Below are 21,641 nucleotides of genomic sequence, written 5' to 3' on the forward strand. Positions count from 1 at the left end.
GGACTGGCGCTGGCGCGGGGAGGACGCGGTGCCTTCACCGAAGACCTCCTTCGCGATCGCGCCTATGCCGCCGAGCGAGCCGATGAGCGACGAGGCTTCCATCGGCATCAGGACGATCTTCTGGTTGCTCGCCGTTCCGATCGCGGCAAGGGCCTCGGTATATTTCTGCGCCACGAAATAGTTGATCGCCTGCACGTCGCCGGCTGCGATCGCCTCAGAGACCATCCGGGTCGCCTTGGCCTCCGCCTCGGCCAGTCGCTCGCGCGCCTCCGCCTCGCGGTAGGCGGCCTCGCGCTGTCCTTCGGCCTGGAGGATCGCCGATTGCTTCGCGCCTTCGGCACGCAGGATCTGCGCATTTCTGGAGCCCTCCGCTTCGAGCACCTGTGCGCGCTTCTCGCGTTCCGCCTTCATCTGCCGGGCCATGGCGTCGACCAGGTCTTTCGGCGGCGCGATGTCCTTGATCTCGATGCGGGTGATCTTGATGCCCCAGGGATTGGCGGCCTCGTCCACGACGTGGAGCAATCGATCGTTGATCGTGTCGCGGTTCGACAGGAGTTCGTCCAGATCCATCGAGCCCATGACGGAGCGGATGTTGGTCATCGTCAGGTTGAGGAGCGCGTTTTCCAGATTGGCGACCTGATAGGCCGCCTGTGCGGCGTTCAGGACCTGATAGAAGGCGACCGCATCCGCCGACACGCTCGCATTGTCCTTGGTGATGACCTCCTGCGTCGGAACGTCGAGCACCTGCTCCATCACGCTCAGCTTGGAACCGATGCGATCGATGAAGGGGACGATGAGATTAAGCCCCGGTTCCATCGTCCTCGTGTAACGGCCGAAACGCTCGACCGTATAGCGGTAGCCCTGCGGCACCGTCTTGATCCCGGCAAAGAGCACGAGGATCACGACAACGACGAATGCGACGACTGCGATATCCATACCGCCCATGACAGCCCCTTCCTTCTGCAACTCCAGCGTTTGGAGTCGCGCCCGAGTGATCAGGTGGCGATTCGCAGGGATAATTCAAGCGTGTCGGAAAGGTCCGCGCGTTTCTGCGATGCCTCACGACCAACTGTCGTCAACACAAAATGGGTCAGGCGCCGTTATCGGCATGGTCGAGGTGGCGGATCGCGTGGTAGAGGTTTGCCTGCCGGCGGGACAGTGCCGCCCATGCTTCGGCGGTGGCTGGGCGCGGTTCGACCTGTTCGGCGAGGCGCGACATGGCGTCGGCGGCCTCGCTGAAATGCCCGTACCAGCCGGCGCCGACGGCAGCGGACATCCCGGCGCCGAGTGCGGAGGCCTCGTCGGAAAGGCTGCGAATGACAGGCAGTCCGCTGGCATCCGCGATCATCTGCCGCCAAAGCGGGCTGCCGGCGCCGCCGCCGATGACGAAGATCCGGTCGGCCAATACGCCCATCGATCTCATCTCGCGCAGGGACCGGACGAATTCCAGGGTAATGGCTTCCATCGAGGCACGGTAGAGATGGCCCATGCCCGTCTCAGGACCCATGCCGGTGAAGGCTGCGCGGGCATCCGCGTCCCAGTGCGGGTCCATGCAGCCCATGAGGTAGGAGCAGACGGTGACGCCACCGGAGCCGACACTCAGGCTGGCCGCGTCCGCTTCGAGCCTCTCAAAAATTGAGGGATCCGATCGTCCTCCGGCGAAGGTGTCCAGCAGCCAGTTGACGAAATAGGCGCCTGCGCGCTGGCAGCTTTCGAGCAGATAGCCTTCGCCGCTCGGCGAAACCAGGGTGCGCCAGTACCGGCTGAGCTTGCGCGTCGGGGTCCAGCAACCGCCGACGACGGCCGTGCCGAGATTGAGATAGACGACGCCCGGTTTGATCACATTGACTCCCAGGCCGGCGCAATGGCCGTCGCCGCCGCCGGCATAGACCGGCACCCCCGCGGCGAGGCCCGTCGCCGCCGCGGCATCCGCGGTTACCTCGCCGATCAGCGTACCGGGCCGGTAAAGCGGCGGCAGCTTGGCGAGCGGAATGCCGAGGTGGTCGAGAATCGCGCGGGACCATTGCTTCGTCTCGATATCGAGGAGCCCGAAGGGATCGCCGCTGGTCCAGCTTGCAGCGGCCTCGCCAGTCAGCTTCTGAGTCAGGTAATCATGTACGCTCAGGATCTGCGCCGCGCGGTCCAGCATTTCCGGCTCATACTGCCGATAATAGAAAAGGCGATACACGCAGGGAATGGTGTCGACCGGCTTGCCCGAGGTCGCATGCAGCCGCTCGGCGCCGAATTCGTCCGCGAGCAGCTGAACCACGTCCTGCGCGCGGCGGTCGAGCCAGAGGGTTGCCGGGCTGAGCGGCTTTCGGTCCCGGCCGAGCAGGACCATCGTTTCGCGCTGGTTCGAAATCGCGATACCGTCGACCCGGGCCGGATCGATCTGGCGCATGAGTGATGACAGCGCCTGGCAGGCGGCCGACCACCAGTCCTCGGCATCTTGCTCCGCCTTGAGCGGATGCGGCGTCGAGATGCGGTGCGGCGCGCGGCCCTCGGCACGGGGTGTGCCGTCCGCTGTCCAGGCGATGGCCTTGACGGACTGGGTCGATGAATCCAAGCCGATGACATAGCGTTCGTCCAGCTGCATGCGCACCTCCTCCACGGCTCAACACCATGCGGTCCTCCTTAGACCGCACCACACGCATTGGCCCTTCCTCCCGGCCGAGATCAGCCGCACCGGACGACCGGGGTCGCCCTGATCACTTCGCCAGCAACGCCTCTCCCGTGGCGATGTCGGTTACGAAATGGGTGGCGTAGCCGGCTTCGAGCGTGGCGGTGATCGCGGCGATCTTGACCGCGCCTCCGGCCACGCAAATGCGGCTCGCCACCTGCTTCAGCTCGTCGAGCGAAATGCCGACCATCCTTTCATCGTGGTCTCCGCCGATCGCGGCACCATGCGCATCGATGAAGCGACCGATAATCACGGCCGTGGCACCGCGCGCGACATAGTCGTCTATCTCCTCCCGGCTTGCGATGCCAGAGGCCCGCACCGTGCTCTTCGGGCCGATGTCGCCGACGCCGAAGAGAATGCGGTTGGTCGAATGCACCAGATCCATCTGCTTCCTCAGCACCGGCTCGTTGAGCAACGCCGCCTTCAGCTCGCGCGTCGACAGAACGGCAGGCGCCAAAAGGTTGACGCAGCGGGCGTGGATGCGGTTCGAAAGCAGGGAGGTGCAGAGTTCGGGCGAGAAGTTGGGCTCGCCGGTCGAACTGCCGGAGACCTGCACCACGGTAAGATTTCCGACAGGGCGCGTCAGGGAAATGCGGTCTGCGACGGCGAGTACGGTGCGCCCCCAGGCGACGCCGATCGTATCGCCGTCCTCGATCTGGTCGGCCAACACGCGCGCGCCGGCTTCGCCGAGCCGCTGCGACAGGCTCTCCTCGTCACCGTTCGGGATGACGAAGGCGCCTTGAAGGCCGAACTTCTCCATCAGCGCGCGGGCGACGCTGGTGCGGCCGCCGGCCTTGGGGTTGATGTTCACGGAGACGATGCCGCGCTCGCGTGCCTCCTGCAGGTAATTGACGATGGTGGCTCGCGATACGTTGAGCTGCTTGGCGATCTCGCTCTGCGTCATCTGGTCGGCATAGTAGAGCCAGGCGGCCCACATCACCGCATCATCGAACTCGGTGGGTATCCCCGCCGTGGTTTCCTCGCCGGTCCTGCCGGAAGTCTTTTCCCTTGCCATGGCGCTATCTGGCAGAGCCTGGTGGCATTTGTCAATCATCTCTGGCATGTGTATTGACATATGCCAATTCATGTTGTCACATGCTACGAGATTGAGAGCGCGGAACGAAGGTATGGAAACGGCAAGCCAGCAGAACACCGCCGCATGTGCGCCCGAAGGAGGCTGGGCGGTCCTCATCGACGACATTCTTGCCGGGAATTGGATCAACCCCGAAACGGGTAGGCCGGCTAGCGTTCCCTACGAGAAGATCGCCATTGCGGAATCGCTGGACGGAGCCGAGGCCGATCTCGTCGCCAGCCTCGGCTTGGGCGAACGCTATGCGGTGGTATCCGACGCAGCCACCTGGGATGCGATGGGCGGGCGCGTCGCATCCGCGCTGAAGAGCCTCGGTCCGGTCGATGCGGTCATTCTTGACCATCCGCATGCGGATATGGGTGCCGTGAGCGCGTTGACCGAAAGGCTTTCAGGGGCGGATGCCGTAATCGCGGTGGGTTCCGGCACGATCAACGACCTCTGCAAATTCGTCACCGGGCGCACCAATCGCCGATACGCCGTGTTCGCGACGGCCGCCTCGATGAACGGCTATACTTCCACGACTGCCTCCATCACCTTGGAAAACGGCCTGAAGGTCTCGCTTCCCTCGCATGCGCCGGCCGGCTTTTTCGTCGATCTCGCGGTCACTGCCGCGGCGCCTCGCTATCTCTCGGCGGCCGGTTTCGCCGATTGCCTCGTGCGCTCTGTCGCGCAAATCGACTGGTGGATGTCCCACCGGCTGACGGGCAGTCTCTATTCCAGCGTACCCTATATCCTCCAGGGTGCCGACGAGCGGGCGTTGAACGCGCGTGCGGCGGGCATTGCCGAAGGTCGCATCGAGGCCAACGGCTACCTTCATCGCGTCCTGACGCTTTGCGGCTTTGGGGTCTCCTTCACCGGAATGTCGAACCACGGCTCGATGGGCGAGCATCAGATATCTCACTATATCGACTGCTTTGCCGGCGAAAATCATCCGGGCACGCTGCACGGCCAGCAGGTGGGGGTAGCAACGCTGACCATGGCGCGGCTGCAGCGCATCTTCCTCGACAGCGACAAGCCGCCGGTCGTCCGCCCCACGAAGATCGACCCTTCCGAGATGGCCCGGCGTATGGGCGACGACATCGCCGCCCAGTGCTACGCCGAAATCCAGCCGAAGATTTTCGATGCAGCTTCCGCCGGCGAGATCAACGAAAAGCTCTCCGAACTCTGGCCGACGCTGCGCCGGGAGCTGGAGGCTTTCGCTCTGCCGGTGGCCGAGATGGAGAGACTTCTACGGGATGCCGGCGGCCCGATGACGGCGGCCGACCTCGGGCTGCCGGCCGATACCTACCGGGAGGCCGTGCTGCACTGCCGAGAGATGCGCAACCGTTACACCTTCCTCGATATCGCCGCCGACGCGGGCATCCTCGATGATTTCGCCGCCGGGGAGGCGTGAGGCGATGCGCGCGGTTGCCGAGATGCCTATCGATGTCGCCGCCCGGATCAAGGTGCTCTTTGCCGACATCGACGACACACTGACCAACGAAGGCCGGCTGCCGGCCGCCGCTTACGACGCCGTCGAGCGCCTGGCCGAGGCGGGCGTTGCCGTTGCCCCGATTACAGGGCGACCGGCCGGCTGGTGCGACATGATCGCCCGCATGTGGCCGGTCGCGGGAGTTGTCGGCGAAAATGGCGCCTTCTATTTCGCCTACGACCAGACGGAGCATCGCATGCACCGCCGCTTCGCTATCGCCGAAGCCCAGCGTGCCGCCGACCGCGAGAAGCTCAGCCAGGTGAGCGCCCGTATCCTCGCGGAAGTGCGCGGCGCAGCGGTCTCTGCCGATCAGCTCTACCGAGAGGCCGATCTCGCCATCGATTTTTGCGAGGACGTGCCGGCGCTCCCGGCATCGGAGGTGGACCGGATCAAGCGCATCTTCGAGGAGGAGGGTGCCGTCGCCAAGATCTCTTCCATCCATGTCAACGGCTGGTATGGCGCCTATGACAAGCTGACCACGACGCGTCGCTTCGCCGCCGACATTCTGGGCGTCGACATCGACAGCGAGCGCGAGACGATCGTTTTCGTCGGCGACAGCCCGAACGATGCGCCTATGTTCGGCTTCTTCCCCAATGCCTGTGGCGTTGCGAACGTGCTCTCCTTCAAAGGTCGCATCGAGGCGGAGCCGGCCTATGTGGCGGCCCGCGAGGGAGGTCACGGCTTCGTCGAGGTTGCGAACCACATCCTCGACGCCCGGTCGGGGAGGGACGCGGCATGAAGGGAGCGGCCTTCGACATTGCCATTATCGGCGGCGGCATCAACGGAGCAGGCGTCGCCCGCGATGCGGCTGGCCGCGGTCTGAGGGTCCTGCTCACCGAACAATCCGATCTCGGTTCGGCCACATCCTCGGCCTCCACCAAACTCATTCATGGTGGCCTGCGCTACCTGGAGCACTACGAGTTTCGACTGGTCCGCCATGCTCTGGAAGAGCGCGAGCGGCTCTGGGGAATCGCGCCGCATATCATCTGGCCGCTGCGTTTCGTGTTGCCGCACCGCAAGGGATTGCGTCCCGCCTGGCTGCTGCGGCTCGGCCTGTTCCTCTACGATCATCTGGGCGGGCGCAAGCTCTTGCCGGCAACGCAGACCGTGCGGCTGAGGAACCACCCTGCAGGGGAGCCGCTGCGCGACGTCTCGTCAGTTGGGTTCGAATATTCCGACTGCTGGGTGCAGGATAACCAACTCGTCGTACTCAATGCGCGCGATGCGGCGATGAGAGGCGCCGACATCAGGGTGCGTACACGCTGCGTCGCCGCTCGCCGCGAAGGCGGTCTCTGGAGGCTGACTTTCGAAGATGCCGAGACCGGCCTGAAGAGCGAAGCGACGGCTCGCGCCCTCGTCAACGCCGCGGGCCCTTGGGCCGACAGGATCGTGTCCGAGGTCGCGGGCGTCGGTGCGGCGGGCCGCGTACGCCTGGTTCAGGGCAGTCACATCGTCGTCAGGAAGCTCTACGAGCACGACCGTTGCTATATCTTTCAGAATCCGGACGGCCGCATCTTCTTCGCTATTCCCTATGAGGAGGATTTCACCCTCATCGGCACGACCGATCGGGATTACAGGCACGCTCCCGAAGAGGTCACCGCGTCGGCGGAGGAGATAGATTACCTGCTGACCGCAGCATCGTCCTATTTCCGTGCCGATCTTTCCGCAGCCGACGTCGTCTGGACCTATTCCGGCGTGCGCGCTCTGTTCGATGACGGCGCGGCCGACGCGCAGGAGACGACGCGCGATTACGTGCTGGAGCTCGATCGGCCGGAAGCGCAGGCGCCGTTACTCTCCATCTTCGGCGGCAAGATCACCACCTATCGCTGCCTGGCCGAGGATGTCCTGGAACAGCTCGCGACGGTCTTTCCCGAGTGGAACAGGCAGCGGGGCTGGACGGCGGCGCAGCCGCTTCCGGGTGGCGCCTTTCCGGTTGGAACGGCCGACGATCTCGCAAGATCCATTCTCTCAGAGCATCCCTATCTCACCTGGCGGGAGGCGCGCCGACTGGTGCGTCATTACGGACTGGAGGCACGCGGCATTCTCGGCAAGGCACGGGAGCGCGCCCATCTCGGCCGCGACTTCGGCGGCTCCATGACCGAGGCGGAAATCATCTTCCTGATGGAGCGCGAGTTTGCACTGACGGCTGCCGACGCAGTCTGGCGGCGCACGAAGTCGGGACTGCGGATGACGAGCGAGGAGATAGAGGCGCTCGACAGATACATGCAGGAACGGCGCCGCAGCGGCGAGGCGGCGCGCGCGGCAGGCTAGGACCGCTTCCGGGGAAAGCGGGCGCACGAGGGGACGACGGTGTTCCGCACCGTCGAATTGTCGGAGGGGACGGACCAGGGCGGGTTACCGCCGCGACTGGCGTCCGTGGGAGGAGAAGGCAATGTCGATTGCACAGGTAAAACGCATCGCGATCTCGGATTCGCCGTGGCCGTGGCTCCTGCCGCTTGTCGCGCTGCTCGCCGTCTTCACTATCTATCCGTTCATCTACAATGTCTGGCTGAGCTTCCACGAATTCGTGCCGAAGAGCCGAGGACTCAAGTTCGTCGGCGTCGACAACTGGATTCAACTTTGGAACGACAGTCGCTTCTGGGGTGCACTTGGTGTCACGTTCCTCTATTTCGCCGTGGCCCTGACGATCGAAATCGTCCTCGGCATGGCGATCGCGCTTCTCCTCGACGCCGAACTGCCGGGTTTCGGGATGCTGCGCGCGGTGCTTTCTATGACGCTGGTCATCCCCCCCGCCATTGCCGGCATGATGTTTCTCCTGATGGAGGATTCGCAGTTCGGGGCGCTCTCCTATCTGCTGGGCCTCGTCGGCCTGCTCGACAAGGCGACGCCGATGCTTGCCACGTCCTCGCTCGCGCTGATCGGGGTTCTGATCGCGGAAGTCTGGCAATGGACGCCGTTCATGGTGCTGATCTTCCTGGCCGGGCTTCGCTCGCTGCCGGCGGAGCCTTACGAGGCGGCGATGATCGACGGCGCATCGTCCTGGCAGATGTTCCGCCGGCTGACGCTGCCGATGATGTCGCGCGTCATCGCTGTCGCGGTGCTGCTGCGCGGCATCGACCTCTTCCGCGTGTTCGACTACGTCTTCGTCATGACCTCGGGCGGGCCAGGCACCGCCACCTATACGGTCAGCCTCTATGCCTGGCAGCAGACCTTCTCGTTCCTGAAGTGGGGCTACGGCGCCACGCTGAGTCTGACGAGCCTGGTCATCGTCATGGTCATTGCCAACACATTCATCCGCGTTGCAAAGGTGAGGTGGTAACATGCATCAGAGCGCTTTCGCCCGCACGCTGCGCACCATTGCCGGTTGGCTCGTCGTCGGAGCCTTCTTCTTCCCGATCTATTTCTGGACATCGGTCGCCTTCCGCGACGCAAAGGACATCTTCAACTGGCCACCGATTTTCTTCGGCTTCCAGCCGACCGTGAGGAATTTCGAGCAAGTCTTCGGCATATCGCTGGGTTTCGGCTTCGGCAGCCAGGAAGCCGTAACGCCGGGTGGCGGCAACTTCTACATGGGGCCGCGCCTTTGGGATTCGATCGTCGTCGCATCCTGCTCGACTGTGCTGGCGATCGTGGTCGCGACACTTGCCTCCTATGCACTGTCGCGCATGCATTTCCGCGGCCGCCATGAATTCGTCAACTGGGTGCTGTCGACCCGCATGATGCCGCCGGTAGCGGTGGCGATCCCGATGTTCTTCATATTCAAGCAGTTCAACCTGCTCGATACCTATACGGGTGTCATCCTCGTGCACGGTCTCATGAACCTGCCGCTGGCGGTACTGCTTCTGAAGAGCTTCTTCGACGACATACCGGCGGAGATCGACGAGAGCGCGCTGCTCGACGGCGCGTCGCGCTGGACGATCTTCCGACGCATCGTGCTGCCGATGGCCAAGGGCGGCATCGCCGCTACCGCCGTACTTTGCTTCATCTTCTCGTGGACGGAGTTTCTCTTCGTCCTGACCCTGACGCAGACCGGGCTGAAGACCGTGCCGGTCGTGTCGTCGACCTTCGTGACATCGATCGGAACGGCCTGGGGCAACATGGCCGCCCTCGGGGCAGCGGCGATCGTGCCCGCCTTCGTCGTGATCCTGCTCGTTCAACGCCACCTCGTCCGTGGCCTGACGATGGGTTCGCTGAAGCAGTGAGAATGCGGCGCTCGCGCCGACAACAGGAGAGATCGGGGCCATTTCCGGCGCCGATAGAGGAGGAAGACATGAAAGAGAAAGACAGAAAGTTTTATCTCGCGTCTGTGACCGACCGCTTCGTCCGCGGCCAGATCGACCGCCGCAGCTTCCTGCGCGCCGCCGGCACGCTCGGCCTCGGCGCAACCGCGCTCGGAATGGGTTTCGGCAACCGCCCCTTCGGCCTAAGCAGGGCGCTCGCCCAGGAACAGCTTCAGCCGTCGGCCGAGGTGATCTCCTGGCTCAAGGACGTCGCCAAGCCCTTTGCGGGAACGACGTTGAAGCTTGCCACGGAATCCACTCCGCCGTCGAACGCCATCAACTCGCAGCTGAAGAAATATTTCGAGGAAGCGACCGGTATCAGGGTCGAGATCGAAGTCCTGCCGCTCGAACAGGTTCTGCAGAAGCTGACGCTCGACGTGGCCTCTTCGCTCGGAACCTACGATCTCTATTACATCGACCAGAGCTGGTCGGCATCCTTCAGCCAGGACGTATTCGATCCGCGCGAGCAGCTTCAGGACAAGCCAGACCTCGCCATGCCGAACTACAACATCGACGATTTCATGCCGGCGCTCGTCGACGGCATCGCCAAGTATGAGGATCGCTGGGTTGGCGTTCCCTACGACATTCCCATCTTCATCATGATCTACCGAAAGGACATCTACGAAAAGCTCGGTCTCAAGGCGCCGACGACGTTCGAGGACCTGCTGAACAATTCCGCCGCCATCACGAAGGAAATGGGGCCGAACCTCTACGGCTATGCAGGGCAGATGAAGTCGGGCCACTATGCGCTGGAGTGTGAGTGGACCTCCATGCTCTGGGGAAATGGCGGCTCGATCTTCAATGCCGACAAGAAGTTCGTCGGCAACGACGAACGGGGCATCGCCGCGCTCGACTATTACACCAGGCTCAAGGAAACCATGCCGCCGGGTGTCGACCAGTGGACCTGGGACGGCCAGGGCCAGGCGATCGCTCAGGGGGTTGCCGCCTCCATGCTCTCCTGGGGCGAGTTCTTTCCCTATTTCGACGATGCCAGCCAGACCAAAGTTTCCGGCCTCTGCGAGGCGGTCGTCCCGCCGCAGCCGGCCGCGCTCAGGAAGCCCGAAGAATGCGGCTACGGCGAAATCCCCGGTACCGGCCACCAGGGCGGCTCGTCGCTGGCGGTGTCCAGATATTCGAAAAGCCCGGATGCGGCTTGGATCTTCATGCAATGGGCCACCTGCGCCGACACGCAGGCCCTCATCACTACGCTCGGCGGCGGCACCGGCCCCACCCGCGCCTCGGTCTATGACGACCCGCGCGTCAAGGCCAATGCCCGCGTCGGCGCCGGCACGACCCGTCACTTGTCGGTCGTCCGCGAGACGATCGACAAATACATGGGCTCGGAACCGGACTTGCCGGAATGGGCGCAATTGTCGAGCGATACGATTCCCGTCGGCCTCGGCAAGTATTTCGCCGGCAGCTACGGCTCCTCCAAGGAGGCGATGGACGACATCGCCTCGCAGGTCGAAACCGTTCTGAAAGGCTGACTCACATCCGGATGGGGCGCCGCTGCATGTCGAAATGCGGCGGCGACATTGCGCCTCGGCAAGCGCGCGCCGTCTTAGCGGTGCCCCTTCCGGTCGGACAAACGCAAAAACAGGGGATCACCATGCCCGAAAAACCGCTGATAGCGATCACTGGCGCCAGCTCCGGCATTGGAGAGGCCGTTGCGCGCGCCTTCTCCAAGGCCGGCCATCCGTTGCTGCTCATAGCCCGCAGGCTCGACCGGCTCGAGTCGCTGGACTTGCCCAATGCCGTTCTGAAGAAGGCGGACGTGCGCGATCGCGCCGCACTTGCCGATGCGGTCGGCGAAGCCGAGGCGAAGTTCGGGCCGGTCGACATGATGTTTGCCAATGCCGGCATCGCACGGCTCGGCGACATCGCCCGTCAGGCACCGGAAGAATGGGACGAGATGATCGACATCAACACCAAGGGTGTGATGAACAGCGTGCATGCGGTGCTATCCGGTATGATCGGGCGGAAGCAGGGAACGCTGGTGATGATGAGCTCGATCGCCGGACGCAAGGTCTACCCGGACCATACGGTCTATTGCGGCACAAAGTTCTTCGTCCACGCGGTGTCCGAAAGTCTGCGCGAATATCTGGCGCCGCACGACGTGCGCGTCATCGTCGTCTCCCCCGGCATCATCGAAACGGAGGTGCTGGACCACGTGAAGGACGAGACCACTCTTGCCAATTACAAGGCGAACAAGGCGGCGATCGGCGGCGGTATTTCAGCGGAAATCGTCGCGGACCTCATCCTCGACGCCTATCGGCTGCCGCAACGCGCGATCGTCCAGGAAATCGTCATCACGCCGACGCGGCAGAAGTATTGAGACAGAGCTGCCGCGACGGCCGGCCGAAACGAACAAGGGAGTAACGACCGATGGCGACCGTGGAATATCAGAATATCGGCAAGTCCTTCGGTGCCGTCACGATCATGCGCGACATCTCCTTCCGAATCGAGGACCACGAATTCGTGGTCCTGCTCGGACCGTCGGGCTGCGGCAAGACGACCTTGCTCAGAATGACGGCCGGCCTCGAGGCCGTCAGCGAAGGCGATCTCATGATCGGCGGAAAGCGTGTGAACGACGTGCATCCGCGTGACCGTTCGATCGCCATGGTCTTCCAGAACTACGCGCTCTATCCGACGATGAAGGTCTACGACAACATCGCCTTCAGCCTGGAAGTGGCGAAGGTTCCTTCCGCGGAGATCAAGGAGCGGGTGGAATGGGCGGCCGCAACCCTCAACCTCACCCCCTATCTCGATCGTTATCCTAAGGAGCTTTCCGGCGGCCAGCGCCAGCGCGTCGCCATGGGTCGCGCCATGGTGCGCGAGGCGGAGGTGTTCCTGTTCGACGAGCCGCTGTCGAATCTCGATGCCAAGCTGCGCGCTCATATGCGCACGGAGATCCGCCAGCTGCACAACCGGCTGAAGACCACCACTATCTACGTCACCCATGACCAGATCGAAGCCATGACCATGGCCGACAAGATCGTCGTCATGCGCGCGGGCAAGATCGAGCAGATCGGCTCGCCGGACGATGTCTACGACCGGCCCGCCAGCAAATATGTTGCAGACTTCATCGGCTCTTCGTCCATCAACTTCCTCCCCGGAACCGTGGTGGCGGACAATGGCGCTCCCGCCGTCGATACGGCGGCCGGGCGGCTGGCCGTGGAGGCGTCCCCGGCTTTGAAGCCGGGCAGGAAGGTCGTCCTCGGCCTGCGCCCGACCGACGTGGTGGTCGATGCCGCAGGTCCGCTTGCAGCCAAAGCGATCCTCACCGAGCGGCTTGGCCATGACGCGCAGCTTTTCTGCCAGGGCCCGGAGGGAAGCTTCGTCGCGGTCGTCGACAAGGCGGAGCGGTTTTCGGAGGGCGCCGAGGTTCGCTTTGCGATCCCACCCTCCAAGGTGCACGTGTTCGATGCCGAGACCGAGGTCCGCATCTGACCGCTGCGGACCGGACATTACACGATTGATCGACTGGGAGCCGGCCGCTCGAACGCGGTGCCGGCCAGGAAAGGAACTGTCATGAAGTCGCGCTGGTTGGACTCCGAATTCACTTCGACCGTAGAGGGCTATGCCGCCAAAGGCGTCAATCGCGATCTTGCGGTCCGCACCTATACGACCCGGCTGCTGGGCTCCGATCCGGAATTGGTATTGCACGGCGGCGGAAACACATCGGTCAAGACCACGTTCAAAGAGATGGACGGCACCGAGGTGGAGGTACTCTGCGTCAAGGGCAGCGGATGGGACATGGGTACGATCGAGCCGCAGGGACTGCCGGCCGTGCGCTTGCAGCCGCTGCAGGCGATGATCGGCTTCGAGACGCTCTCCGACGACGACATGGTGATGCTCCAACGCCGCCTGCTTATCGATCCAGCTTCGCCCAACCCGTCGGTCGAAGCCATCCTGCATGCGATCCTTCCCTTCAAGCACATCGATCACACCCATGCGAATGCGATCGTTTCGCTCACCAATCAGCCGCATGGCGAAGAGTTGATCCGGGAACTCTTTCCCGAGTCGATCATCGTTCCCTATGTGATGCCGGGCTTCGATCTGGCCAAGGCCTGCGATGCCGCCTTCAAGGCAAACCCGAAGGGCGGCGGCATGATCCTGCTGAAGCACGGCATCTTCACCTGGTCGGACGAGCCGCGAGAGGCCTATGAGGACATGATCGCCAAAATAGACAAGGCCGAGCGGCGTCTCTCCCAGGGCAGGGCGAAGCCGTTCGCGGGCATCGTCCTCCCCGACAACCTGGCCTCCGCCGCGGAGATTGCGCCGATCCTGCGCGGGGCTTTGGCGATCGAGACGGGCCTCGAAGGTGCGCCGAAGCGGTTCGTTCTGGAGCACCGTGCAGGCGAGAAGATTCTCGAATTCTGCAACGCCGAAAACGTCGATAGCCTGACGCGCCGCGGCAATGCGACACCGGAGCACGTGATCCACATCAAACGCTTCGGAGTGGCACTGCCGGCGCCGCAAAAGGACAGGCTCGGCGAATGGGCAGAGCAGGCGCGGGCGGCGGTTGCCGCCTTCGAGGCCGACTACAGGGACTATTTCGAGCGCAACAATGCCCGTGTCGGAGGTGGCAAGCGCATGCTCGACCCGAAGCCTCGGGTGTTTTATGTCGCCGGCATCGGCCTCTTCGCCGCCGGCGCGGCGCGAAAGAATGCGATCGTCGGTGCGGACGTGGCGGAAGCAACCATCGACGTCATCACCAAAGCGGAGGGCATCGAGGCGTTCGAGGCGCTCTCTGAGGCCGATCTCTTCGACATCGAATACTGGTCGCTTGAGCAGGTGAAGCTGGCAAAGGTGCAGGAAAAGCCTTTAACCCGACAGGTGGCGATCGTTACCGGCGCAGCAAGCGGGCTGGGCCTCGCGGTGGCAGAGGCACTGAAGGCGGAGGGTGCCGAACTCGCGCTCTTCGACATTTCCGAGGACGCGCTGAAGGCGGCTGCGAAAAAGCTCGGCGCGCTGCCGGTGCTGTGCGACGTGACCAATCCGGAGGCGGTAGACGCAGCCGTCGCCAAGGCCGTGGCGCATTATGGCGGTGTCGACATTCTGATCTCGAATGCCGGAGCCGCCTTCCAGGGCAAGCTGCTTGGCGTCGACGAGGCGACCTTCCGCAGAGCCTTCGACCTCAATTTCTGGAGCCATCACTATGTCGCGCGTGCGGTAGTGCGCGTCATGGAGCAGCAGAAAACGGGCGGCGCGCTGGTGTTCAACGTCTCCAAGCAAGCGGTGAATCCCGGCGCCGATTTCGGCCCCTACGGGACTTCAAAGGCGGCGCTGATGGCGCTGATGCGCCAATATGCGATCGAGCACGGCGGCTCCGGTATCACCTCGAACGCCGTCAATGCAGACCGTATCCGTACCGGCCTCATGACCGACAAGATGGTGGAGGAACGCTCGAAGGCGCGGGGCGTGACGCCGGAGGACTATATGCGAGGCAATATGCTTCGGCGCGAGGTGACAGGCGCCGACGTGGCGGCGGCCTTCGTGCATCTGGCCAAGGCACGGACCTCCACCGGCGCGGTCGTCACCGTCGACGGCGGCAATGTCGCCGCGATGATGCGCTGAACAGCGGCGGGGGGCGTATATGGCAACGATCCTCGTTTTAGGGGCAGGCGTCATGGGTACTGCCTTGGCCGTGCCTGCCAGCGACAACGGCCACAGGGTACTGCTGGCCGGCACGCCGCTCGACACGCTGCCTGTCAGCAGGATGAAGGCGGGTGAGATCCACCCGAAGCTCGACGCGACGCTTGCCGAAACGGTGACGATCCTCGCGGACGAGGAACTCCGGCCGGAACATGCCGAGACGGCGGATCTCATCGTCGTCGGCGTCAGCAGCCCGGGTGTCGCCTGGGCGGCCGACCGGCTGAGCGGCCTGCTGCGCTCGAAAAAGCCGGTGGCCTTCGTGACGAAGGGTCTCGACCGCGAGGGTGAACGGATCGTCACCTATGCCGAGACGCTGCCGCCGCGGATCGCCAATATGGAGAGCTTCATCGGCATCGGCGGGCCATGTATCGCGCGCGAGCTTGCCAACCGCTATCCGACGTCCAGCATCTATGCCAGCCGTGACAGGGCGGCCGCGGACTTCGCCGCGGGCTTGATGCGGACACCTTATTACCGGCTCGCGGTGGGCGAGGATGTGACCGGCGTCGAGGCCTGCGCGGCGCTCAAGAATTTCTTCGCAATCGGTGTCAGCGCCATGCAGACCCGCTATCCGGACGGGCTGCGCGCCGACGGCCAGTCAAAAAACCCGACTGCGGCGGCCTTCAATCAGGCGGCTCAGGAAATGGCTTTGCTCTGCGAACGGATCGGCGGCAACCGTGCTTCCGCTTTCGACCGCGCCGGCATCGGCGATCTGCACGTGACGGTGGGCGGCGGACGCAACAGCCGGCTCGGTCACGGCCTCGGGCTTGGCCGAACCGTTGCGGACGTGATGTCGGGCGAGCTCGGCGGCGAAACGGTCGAAGGCATCGACACCGCACGGATGGTCGGCTCGTTGCTGCGGCAAATCGACGATGCCGCCACCCTTCTGCCTCTCGCAACCGCCATTACGAACGCCATAGTCGAGGACGGCGTATTCGCCTTCGACTTCGGGAGGATTTAGGTCGCGGCGATTCCCGGTCGGGAATGGCGCTGTTCTACAACCAACCTTCCAGCTCGCGGCGCACGACGTGGTTGAGCACCGCCATGCCCTCGGGGCTGTCGTTCAGGCAGGGGATATGGGCGAATTTTTCGCCGCCATTGTGGTGGAAGCTCTCGGCCGCCTGCCCGGCGATCTCTTCGAGCGTCTCCAGACAGTCGGAAACAAAGCCCGGATTGATGACGGCGATCTTCTTCACACCCTCCTTGGCCAGCCGTTCCACGGTGGCGTCCGTATAGGGTTGCAGCCACTCCTCGGGGCCGAATCGCGACTGGAAGGTCACCTGCAGCTTTTCTTTCGGCCAGCCAAGTTTTTCGCGCAGAAGGCGTGCGGTCTTCTGACACTGGCAATAATAGGGATCTCCCTTTTCGAAATAGCTTTTCGGGATCCCGTGGAACGAGGCGAGCACCAGCTCCGGCTCCCAGTCGAGCGTCGCGAGATGCTTGGTGATCGAGGTGGCCAGGGCGTCGATGTAGACCGGGTCGTCGTGATAGGGCGGCACCGTTCTGAGCGCCGGCTGCCAGCGCATCTTGAGCAAGGCCTCGAAGGCCTTGTCGTTGACGGTGGCGGTGGTGGCGGCGGCATATTGCGGATAGAGCGGGAAGACGAGAATCCGCTCGCATCCGGCTTTCTGCAGCGCCTCTATGCGCGACGCGATCGAGGGCTGGCCATAGCGCATCGCCCAGTCGACGACGACCTGCGGCTGGCCGCCGAAGGCATCCGCCATCAGTGCCGCCTGATTGCGCGTATAGGTTCTGAGCCAGCTTTCGTTCAGTTCCTTGTTCCAGATGAGCTCGTAGGCCTTGCCGACCTTGCGCGGACGTGTGTTGAGCACGATGCCGTAGAGGATCGGGTACCAGAAGAGACGCGACCATTCGATCACGCGACGGTCGCTCAGAAACTCCCGCAGATAGCGGCGCATCGAAGCGACGTCGGTGCCGTCCGGCGTGCCCAGATTGACGAGGAGCACGCCGACCTTTCCGTAGCTGACGGCGGGGTGATTGGTGTTCGGCTCGGCATCCATGGCGGTCATTTCGGTCCTCGTGAGGCGCGCACCTTTGCAAGGTGGTGGTCGCGCCGGCAGTTTCAAAGCCTTCTAAGAAGAAAAACCGGCGCGGGAAAGCCCGCGCCGGTCCCAAATGTCGAGGCAAATCGTCTTACTCGGCCGGGATGTCCAGCTCGCGGCCGATTTCAAGCGCCCGCGGCGCCGGATCCCCGTTGGCGGCCGATATTTTTCTCCATTCGGTGCCGCTGCCGTAAAAGGATTCCGCGAGGTCCCACAGCGTATCGCCGCGCGCTATGACGTGCTTGCGTGGGCCTTCGGCAGCGGCTGCCGCCGGGGGCGAAGCCTCGGGGGCAGTGGTGGCCGCTTCGCTTTCCGCCGGCTTTGCGGCGGCCTCCGGCTCCGGTGTGGCGGCCTCCGACTCCGGCGCAGCGCTAGGCGCGGCCTCCGGGGCTGCGGCAGCCACTTCCGTGATGCGGCCGTCGGTGTAGGGCTTGAAGGGCTGGTGGGCGGCGAGGTAGTCGGCGAGCACGGTTTCGAGGCCCGGACCGTAGTCATAGGCATTCTCGCCCTTGTCCTTGAAGACGGCGTAACCGTCGCCGCCGCCGCGCATGAAGTTGTTGCTGACCAGCGAATAGGTCTTTTCCGGATCGAGTGCCGCGAAGGCGTCACCCTCCTTGACCTCGACGCTGACGAGGCGGCTGCCGGCGGGCTTCGAACGATCGAAGGAATATTTGAGGCCCGCGACCTGGGGGAAGCGCCCGCCGCCTTCTTCGACCTGGCTGAGGCCGTTTTCAAGGGCTGCGCGGATGTCGGAGCCCTTCAGCTGGAAGGTGGAAAGCGTGTTCTGGAAGGGCAGGACGGTGATGACTTCGCCCATCGTCACGTCGCCGCCGTCGATCGAAGCGCGCAAGCCTCCGCCGTTGGTGATGGCGACCGTCACGCCCTGGCCCTTGACGCGATCAAGCATCGCGTCGGCCACGAGACTGCCCATCTCGCACTCCTTGGCGCGGCAGGTCTCGCGCGATCCGTCGATCGGCGCCTCGGTTTTGGCAATCACTTTCGATCGCAACTCTTCGATGGGCTTTGCGAGTTCCTTGATCCGTGCGGCCACGGCCTCGTCCGGCTTCACGGAGGAATCGACGAGGATCGGGTCGCCCTTGGCGGCCTTGACGACGCCGTTGTCGTCGAACGTCACCACGAGGTCGCCGAGATATTTGCTGTAGGAGCCGGCCTGTACCACCGGCACCTGGTAGCCGCCGGGGTTGTCGACCATGGTGGGATATGGCCCCTCGGCCTTCTCGTCGGTGTTGGACAGCAGACTGTGGGAATGGCCGCCGACCACCACGTCGACGTCCGGGATCTTGGCGATCGCCGCGAGGTCGCGCGGATAGCCGACATGGGTGAGCGCGATGATCTTGTCGACGCCCTGCTTCTTGATCTCTTCGATCGCGCTGGTGATCGTCGCCACGTCCTCGCCGATCAGAATATCCGGCCCGACCGAGGAGAGCTCAGGCGTGTCATTTGCGACCGCGCCGACGATGCCGATCTTTTCGCCGCCGACATCCAGAACGATCGACGGCTTGATCCGATCGCCGATCTTCGATTTGTGACTCGGCAGGACATTGGCGGTGACGACGGGGAAGGTGACCTTGTCGAGGAAGCTCGCAAGGCCATCTTCGGCTTCGTCGAATTCGTGGTTGCCGACGGTCATCGCGTCGAACTTCATCAGGTTGAGGAACTCCGCTTCCGCGGTGCCCTTGTAGGTGGTGAAGAAGAGCGAGCCCTGGAAATTGTCGCCGGCGTTGAGCAGGAGCACGTTCTTGCCCGTCAGTTCCTGGCGCTTCTGGTCTATCAGCGTCTTGAGGCGGGCGACGCCTCCGAAGCACTCGTTCTTGCCCTCTTCCTCGGCCGAACAGGTCGAATCGAATTTGTTGATCGATTCGATGCGCGAATGAAGGTCGTTGATGTGCAGGATGTTCAGTTCATAATCGGCAAAAGCTGCGCCCGAAGAGAGCGCGAGAAGGGAAGCGGCAACGAGGCCGGTCCGCATGTGTCTGATCATGGTGTGCTCCTGTGTGCTGCCGGCCGAGTCGCAGGTAAGACCCGCCGCGCTGCAGCGGATGTTTTCACCAGTCGGGATCGACTTCAAGCCGCAAACGCATGCCGATGCCGCCGGATTTCAGACAAGGTTAAGCCGTCCCGGCAAGAAAAAGGGCCCGTCCAGGGCCCTCGTTCATCATCTGGCGCCGTGTCAGCCGCGGCGCGCCAGCGAGAACTGTGCGCCGGAGTCCGTCGTGCAGTTCAGCTGCGCCGGCGTTGCCAGCGCACAGTTGACCTTGGACTGGGTGTTGCGCACCAGCGAGGTCATGTTGATTTCCACCAGCGTCGGGCTGACGTTCACATAGTTGCCGGAGGCGAGAAGCTGGTTGGTGTCGGTCGTGCGCGTCGAGAAGGTGCCGCCTGCGAAAGTGGAGACGATGCCGTTCGGATCGACCCAGGAACCCTCGACACCCGTCGCCTGCGGCGCCGACGACATTGGCCGCAGTTCCCGAGGCTGAGACTGACAGGATGCCAGCGCGGCGGCAGTTGCCAGGAGGGTGAGGATGGCGAATGGCTTCATCGGCGTTTCTCCCGCGTCACGAGTTGAGCGGGATGCGAACGCAAAACCGCTTCATACTTTCCTGTCCCGCTCTACCGCATAATTCCGTGAATCGAAACCGATCGACGCACAATTGTGCGGCGTCTCACAGCACCGCAACGACCGTTGTGCGTCTTTTGAGACACGCGTGCGCGAAACATGCCGCGATCATGGGTTGAAAGCAAGAGCGGGCATGCGCGCGGCGTTCGAAAAGAAAAGGCCCGGAACAGGACTGCTCCGGGCCGACAGGGCGTGCTTCGTCGCGTGATCCTCAGCGGACGAGAATGTTCCTGAACTGCCAGGGGTCCTTCGTGTCGATGTCTTCCGGGAAAAGGCCCGGGCGGCCGTCGAGCGGCGTCCATTCGGTGTAATGTCCTTCGACAGGGCCGAGATAAGGCATCTGCACTTCCAGGCAGCGCTTGTAGTCCATCTCGTCGGCTTCGACGATGCCGGCCTTCGGGTTCTCCAAAGCCCAGACCATGCCGGCAAGAACGGCGCTCGTGACCTGCAGGCCGGTGGCGTTCTGATAGGGCGCGATGCGGCGTGTCTCTTCCAGCGAAAGGCGGGAGCCGTACCAGTAGGCGTTCCTGGCATGGCCGTAGAGCAGCACGCCGAGCTCGTCGACGCCGTCTACGAGCTCGTGCTCGTCGAGGACGTGCAGCTCCGGCTGCGCCGTGCCGCCATTGCCGAACATCTCGTGCAGCGAAAGAACGGCGTCATTGGCCGGGTGATAGGCGTAATGGCAGGTCGGGCGGTAGGAAACGTCGCCGTCCTTGTCGCGGACGGTGAAGAAGTCGGCGATCGAGATCGCTTCGTTGTGCGTGACCAGGAAGCCGTATTGCGGGCCGGGCGTCGGGCACCAGCTGCGCACGCGGGTGTTTGCACCCGGCTGCTCCAGGTAGATCGCCGCCTTGCAGCCCTTCTTGTGCTTCTTGGCGTTTTTCGGCATCCAGTTCTCGTGGGTGCCCCAGCCGAGCTCGGCCGGCTGCAGGCCTTCCGAAATGAAGCCTTCTACCGACCAGGTGTTCCAGAACACGTTGAGCGGTTTCGGGTGCTTGGCGCGCTGGGTGTCGCGCTCGGCGATGTGAATGCCCTTGACGCCCGCTTTCTTCATCAGCTTCGCCCAGCCTTCCCGGTCGTCCTGATGCGGCTCTTCGTATTTCAGGCCGAGATCGTCGGCGAGATTGAGAAGGGCCTTCTTGACGAACCAGGAGACCATGCCGGGATTGGCGCCGCAGGTCGAAACCGCCGTGGTGCCGCCCGGGTTCTTTTCCTTCTCCCGGCGTACGGTTTCGCGCAGGGCGTAATTCGTGCGCTCGGAATTGTCCATTTCGGCATCGAAGTAGAAGCCGAGCCACGGTTCGACGACCGTGTCGACATAGAGGACGTCGAGCTTGCGGCAAAGCTTCGTGAGGTCGAGCGACGAGGTGTCGACAGAGAGATTGACGCAGAAGCCCTGGCCACCGCCTTCCGTCAGGAGCGGCTTCAGCAGTTCCTTGTAGTTGTCCTTGGTAACGGCCGCCCGCACGTGCCGCACGCCATGGCGCGCGAATATTTCCGCGTCCTTGGCATCCTCACGGGGCTCCACCACGATCAACCGGTTCTTGTCGTATTTGAAGTGGCGCTCGATCAGCGGCAAGGTGCCGTGGCCGATCGACCCGAAGCCGATCATCACGATCGGGCCGGCGATCTCGCCATAAACCGGATAGGTGGTGTCTGCCATTTTTGTCTTTCTCCTGAGAAAACATCCCTGTGCGATGCTTGGATGGGCGCAAGAAGCGAGCCTCGAATTCCTGGTGAGGACTGCATGTCGGGCAGAACCACTCAGGCAAACTATAGAGTGCAGCGGACTTTCGTGCGTCT

At 63.6% G+C, this 21,641-nt stretch carries 17 protein-coding genes; 10 read left to right on the top strand and 7 right to left on the bottom strand.

The genetic code is table 11. The annotated features are described in order from the left end of the window. The 3 genes from AC5J09_RS28235 to AC5J09_RS28245 form a co-directional block, all read right to left on the bottom strand. On the bottom strand, positions 1–945 hold a 945-nt coding region (locus tag AC5J09_RS28235; RefSeq protein ID WP_494299148.1), incomplete at its 3' end, for an SPFH domain-containing protein. Positions 946–1,090: 145 nt separating this feature from the next. Next, complete coding sequence (locus AC5J09_RS28240) at positions 1,091–2,596, bottom strand: xylulokinase (RefSeq protein WP_324762330.1); 1,506 nt, start codon at positions 2,594–2,596, stop codon at positions 1,091–1,093. Positions 2,597–2,708: 112 nt separating this feature from the next. Further along, complete coding sequence (locus tag AC5J09_RS28245) at positions 2,709–3,695, bottom strand: sugar-binding transcriptional regulator (RefSeq protein ID WP_018096776.1); 987 nt, start codon at positions 3,693–3,695, stop codon at positions 2,709–2,711. A 112-nt stretch (positions 3,696–3,807) separates the two neighbouring features. Between AC5J09_RS28245 and AC5J09_RS28250 the strand changes: the two genes are divergently transcribed. The 10 genes from AC5J09_RS28250 to AC5J09_RS28295 all read left to right on the top strand — a co-directional run bounded on the left by AC5J09_RS28250 (position 3,808) and on the right by AC5J09_RS28295 (position 16,098). Next, positions 3,808–5,163: a sn-glycerol-1-phosphate dehydrogenase gene (locus AC5J09_RS28250; RefSeq protein WP_324762329.1), complete on the top strand. Its 1,356-nt coding sequence runs from the start codon at positions 3,808–3,810 to the stop codon at positions 5,161–5,163. 4 nt (positions 5,164–5,167) lie between these two features. After that, on the top strand, positions 5,168–5,980 hold the full coding sequence (locus tag AC5J09_RS28255) for an HAD-IIB family hydrolase (RefSeq protein ID WP_275597354.1): 813 nt from the start codon (positions 5,168–5,170) through the stop codon (positions 5,978–5,980). Further along, positions 5,977–7,512, top strand: coding sequence for a glycerol-3-phosphate dehydrogenase (gene glpD, locus AC5J09_RS28260; RefSeq protein ID WP_494299150.1), 1,536 nt, complete (start codon positions 5,977–5,979; stop codon positions 7,510–7,512). Before AC5J09_RS28255 ends, glpD begins: the two co-directional genes overlap by 4 nt. A gap of 121 nt (positions 7,513–7,633) precedes the next feature. Next, the gene (locus AC5J09_RS28265) at positions 7,634–8,521 is read left to right on the top strand and encodes a carbohydrate ABC transporter permease (RefSeq protein WP_275597356.1); all 888 of its coding nucleotides are present in this window, start codon (positions 7,634–7,636) and stop codon (positions 8,519–8,521) included. A 1-nt stretch (position 8,522) separates the two neighbouring features. Beyond that, positions 8,523–9,404 (top strand): carbohydrate ABC transporter permease, encoded by an 882-nt coding sequence (locus AC5J09_RS28270; protein ID WP_018096781.1) that lies wholly within the window; start codon positions 8,523–8,525, stop codon positions 9,402–9,404. A gap of 68 nt (positions 9,405–9,472) precedes the next feature. Beyond that, positions 9,473–10,969 carry an ABC transporter substrate-binding protein gene (locus AC5J09_RS28275; RefSeq protein ID WP_324762327.1) on the top strand — a complete coding sequence of 499 codons (1,497 nt, stop codon included), beginning with the start codon at positions 9,473–9,475 and terminating at the stop codon, positions 10,967–10,969. A gap of 122 nt (positions 10,970–11,091) precedes the next feature. Beyond that, entirely contained in the window at positions 11,092–11,817 is a 726-nt protein-coding gene (locus tag AC5J09_RS28280; RefSeq protein WP_018096783.1) for an SDR family oxidoreductase, read from the top strand. 50 nt (positions 11,818–11,867) lie between these two features. Then, positions 11,868–12,932 carry an ABC transporter ATP-binding protein gene (locus AC5J09_RS28285; protein ID WP_100672938.1) on the top strand — a complete coding sequence of 355 codons (1,065 nt, stop codon included), beginning with the start codon at positions 11,868–11,870 and terminating at the stop codon, positions 12,930–12,932. An 81-nt stretch (positions 12,933–13,013) separates the two neighbouring features. After that, the gene (locus AC5J09_RS28290) at positions 13,014–15,062 is read left to right on the top strand and encodes a bifunctional aldolase/short-chain dehydrogenase (protein WP_494299154.1); all 2,049 of its coding nucleotides are present in this window, start codon (positions 13,014–13,016) and stop codon (positions 15,060–15,062) included. A gap of 19 nt (positions 15,063–15,081) precedes the next feature. Then, on the top strand, positions 15,082–16,098 hold the full coding sequence (locus AC5J09_RS28295) for a glycerol-3-phosphate dehydrogenase (protein WP_494299155.1): 1,017 nt from the start codon (positions 15,082–15,084) through the stop codon (positions 16,096–16,098). Positions 16,099–16,132: 34 nt separating this feature from the next. On the opposite strand, the gene hemH is transcribed toward AC5J09_RS28295, so the two are convergent. From hemH to AC5J09_RS28315, 4 genes are all read right to left on the bottom strand, one after another. After that, on the bottom strand, positions 16,133–17,167 hold the full coding sequence (gene hemH / locus AC5J09_RS28300) for a ferrochelatase (protein WP_494299157.1): 1,035 nt from the start codon (positions 17,165–17,167) through the stop codon (positions 16,133–16,135). A 124-nt stretch (positions 17,168–17,291) separates the two neighbouring features. Further along, positions 17,292–19,202: a 5'-nucleotidase C-terminal domain-containing protein gene (locus AC5J09_RS28305; RefSeq protein WP_494299158.1), complete on the bottom strand. Its 1,911-nt coding sequence runs from the start codon at positions 19,200–19,202 to the stop codon at positions 17,292–17,294. 189 nt (positions 19,203–19,391) lie between these two features. Then, positions 19,392–19,760 carry an outer membrane lipoprotein Omp10 gene (gene omp10, locus AC5J09_RS28310; RefSeq protein ID WP_003531074.1) on the bottom strand — a complete coding sequence of 123 codons (369 nt, stop codon included), beginning with the start codon at positions 19,758–19,760 and terminating at the stop codon, positions 19,392–19,394. A gap of 289 nt (positions 19,761–20,049) precedes the next feature. Next, positions 20,050–21,501, bottom strand: coding sequence for a homospermidine synthase (locus AC5J09_RS28315; protein WP_494299159.1), 1,452 nt, complete (start codon positions 21,499–21,501; stop codon positions 20,050–20,052). Positions 21,502–21,641 lie beyond the last annotated feature (140 nt).

Source organism: Sinorhizobium sp. (genome assembly GCF_059070375.1).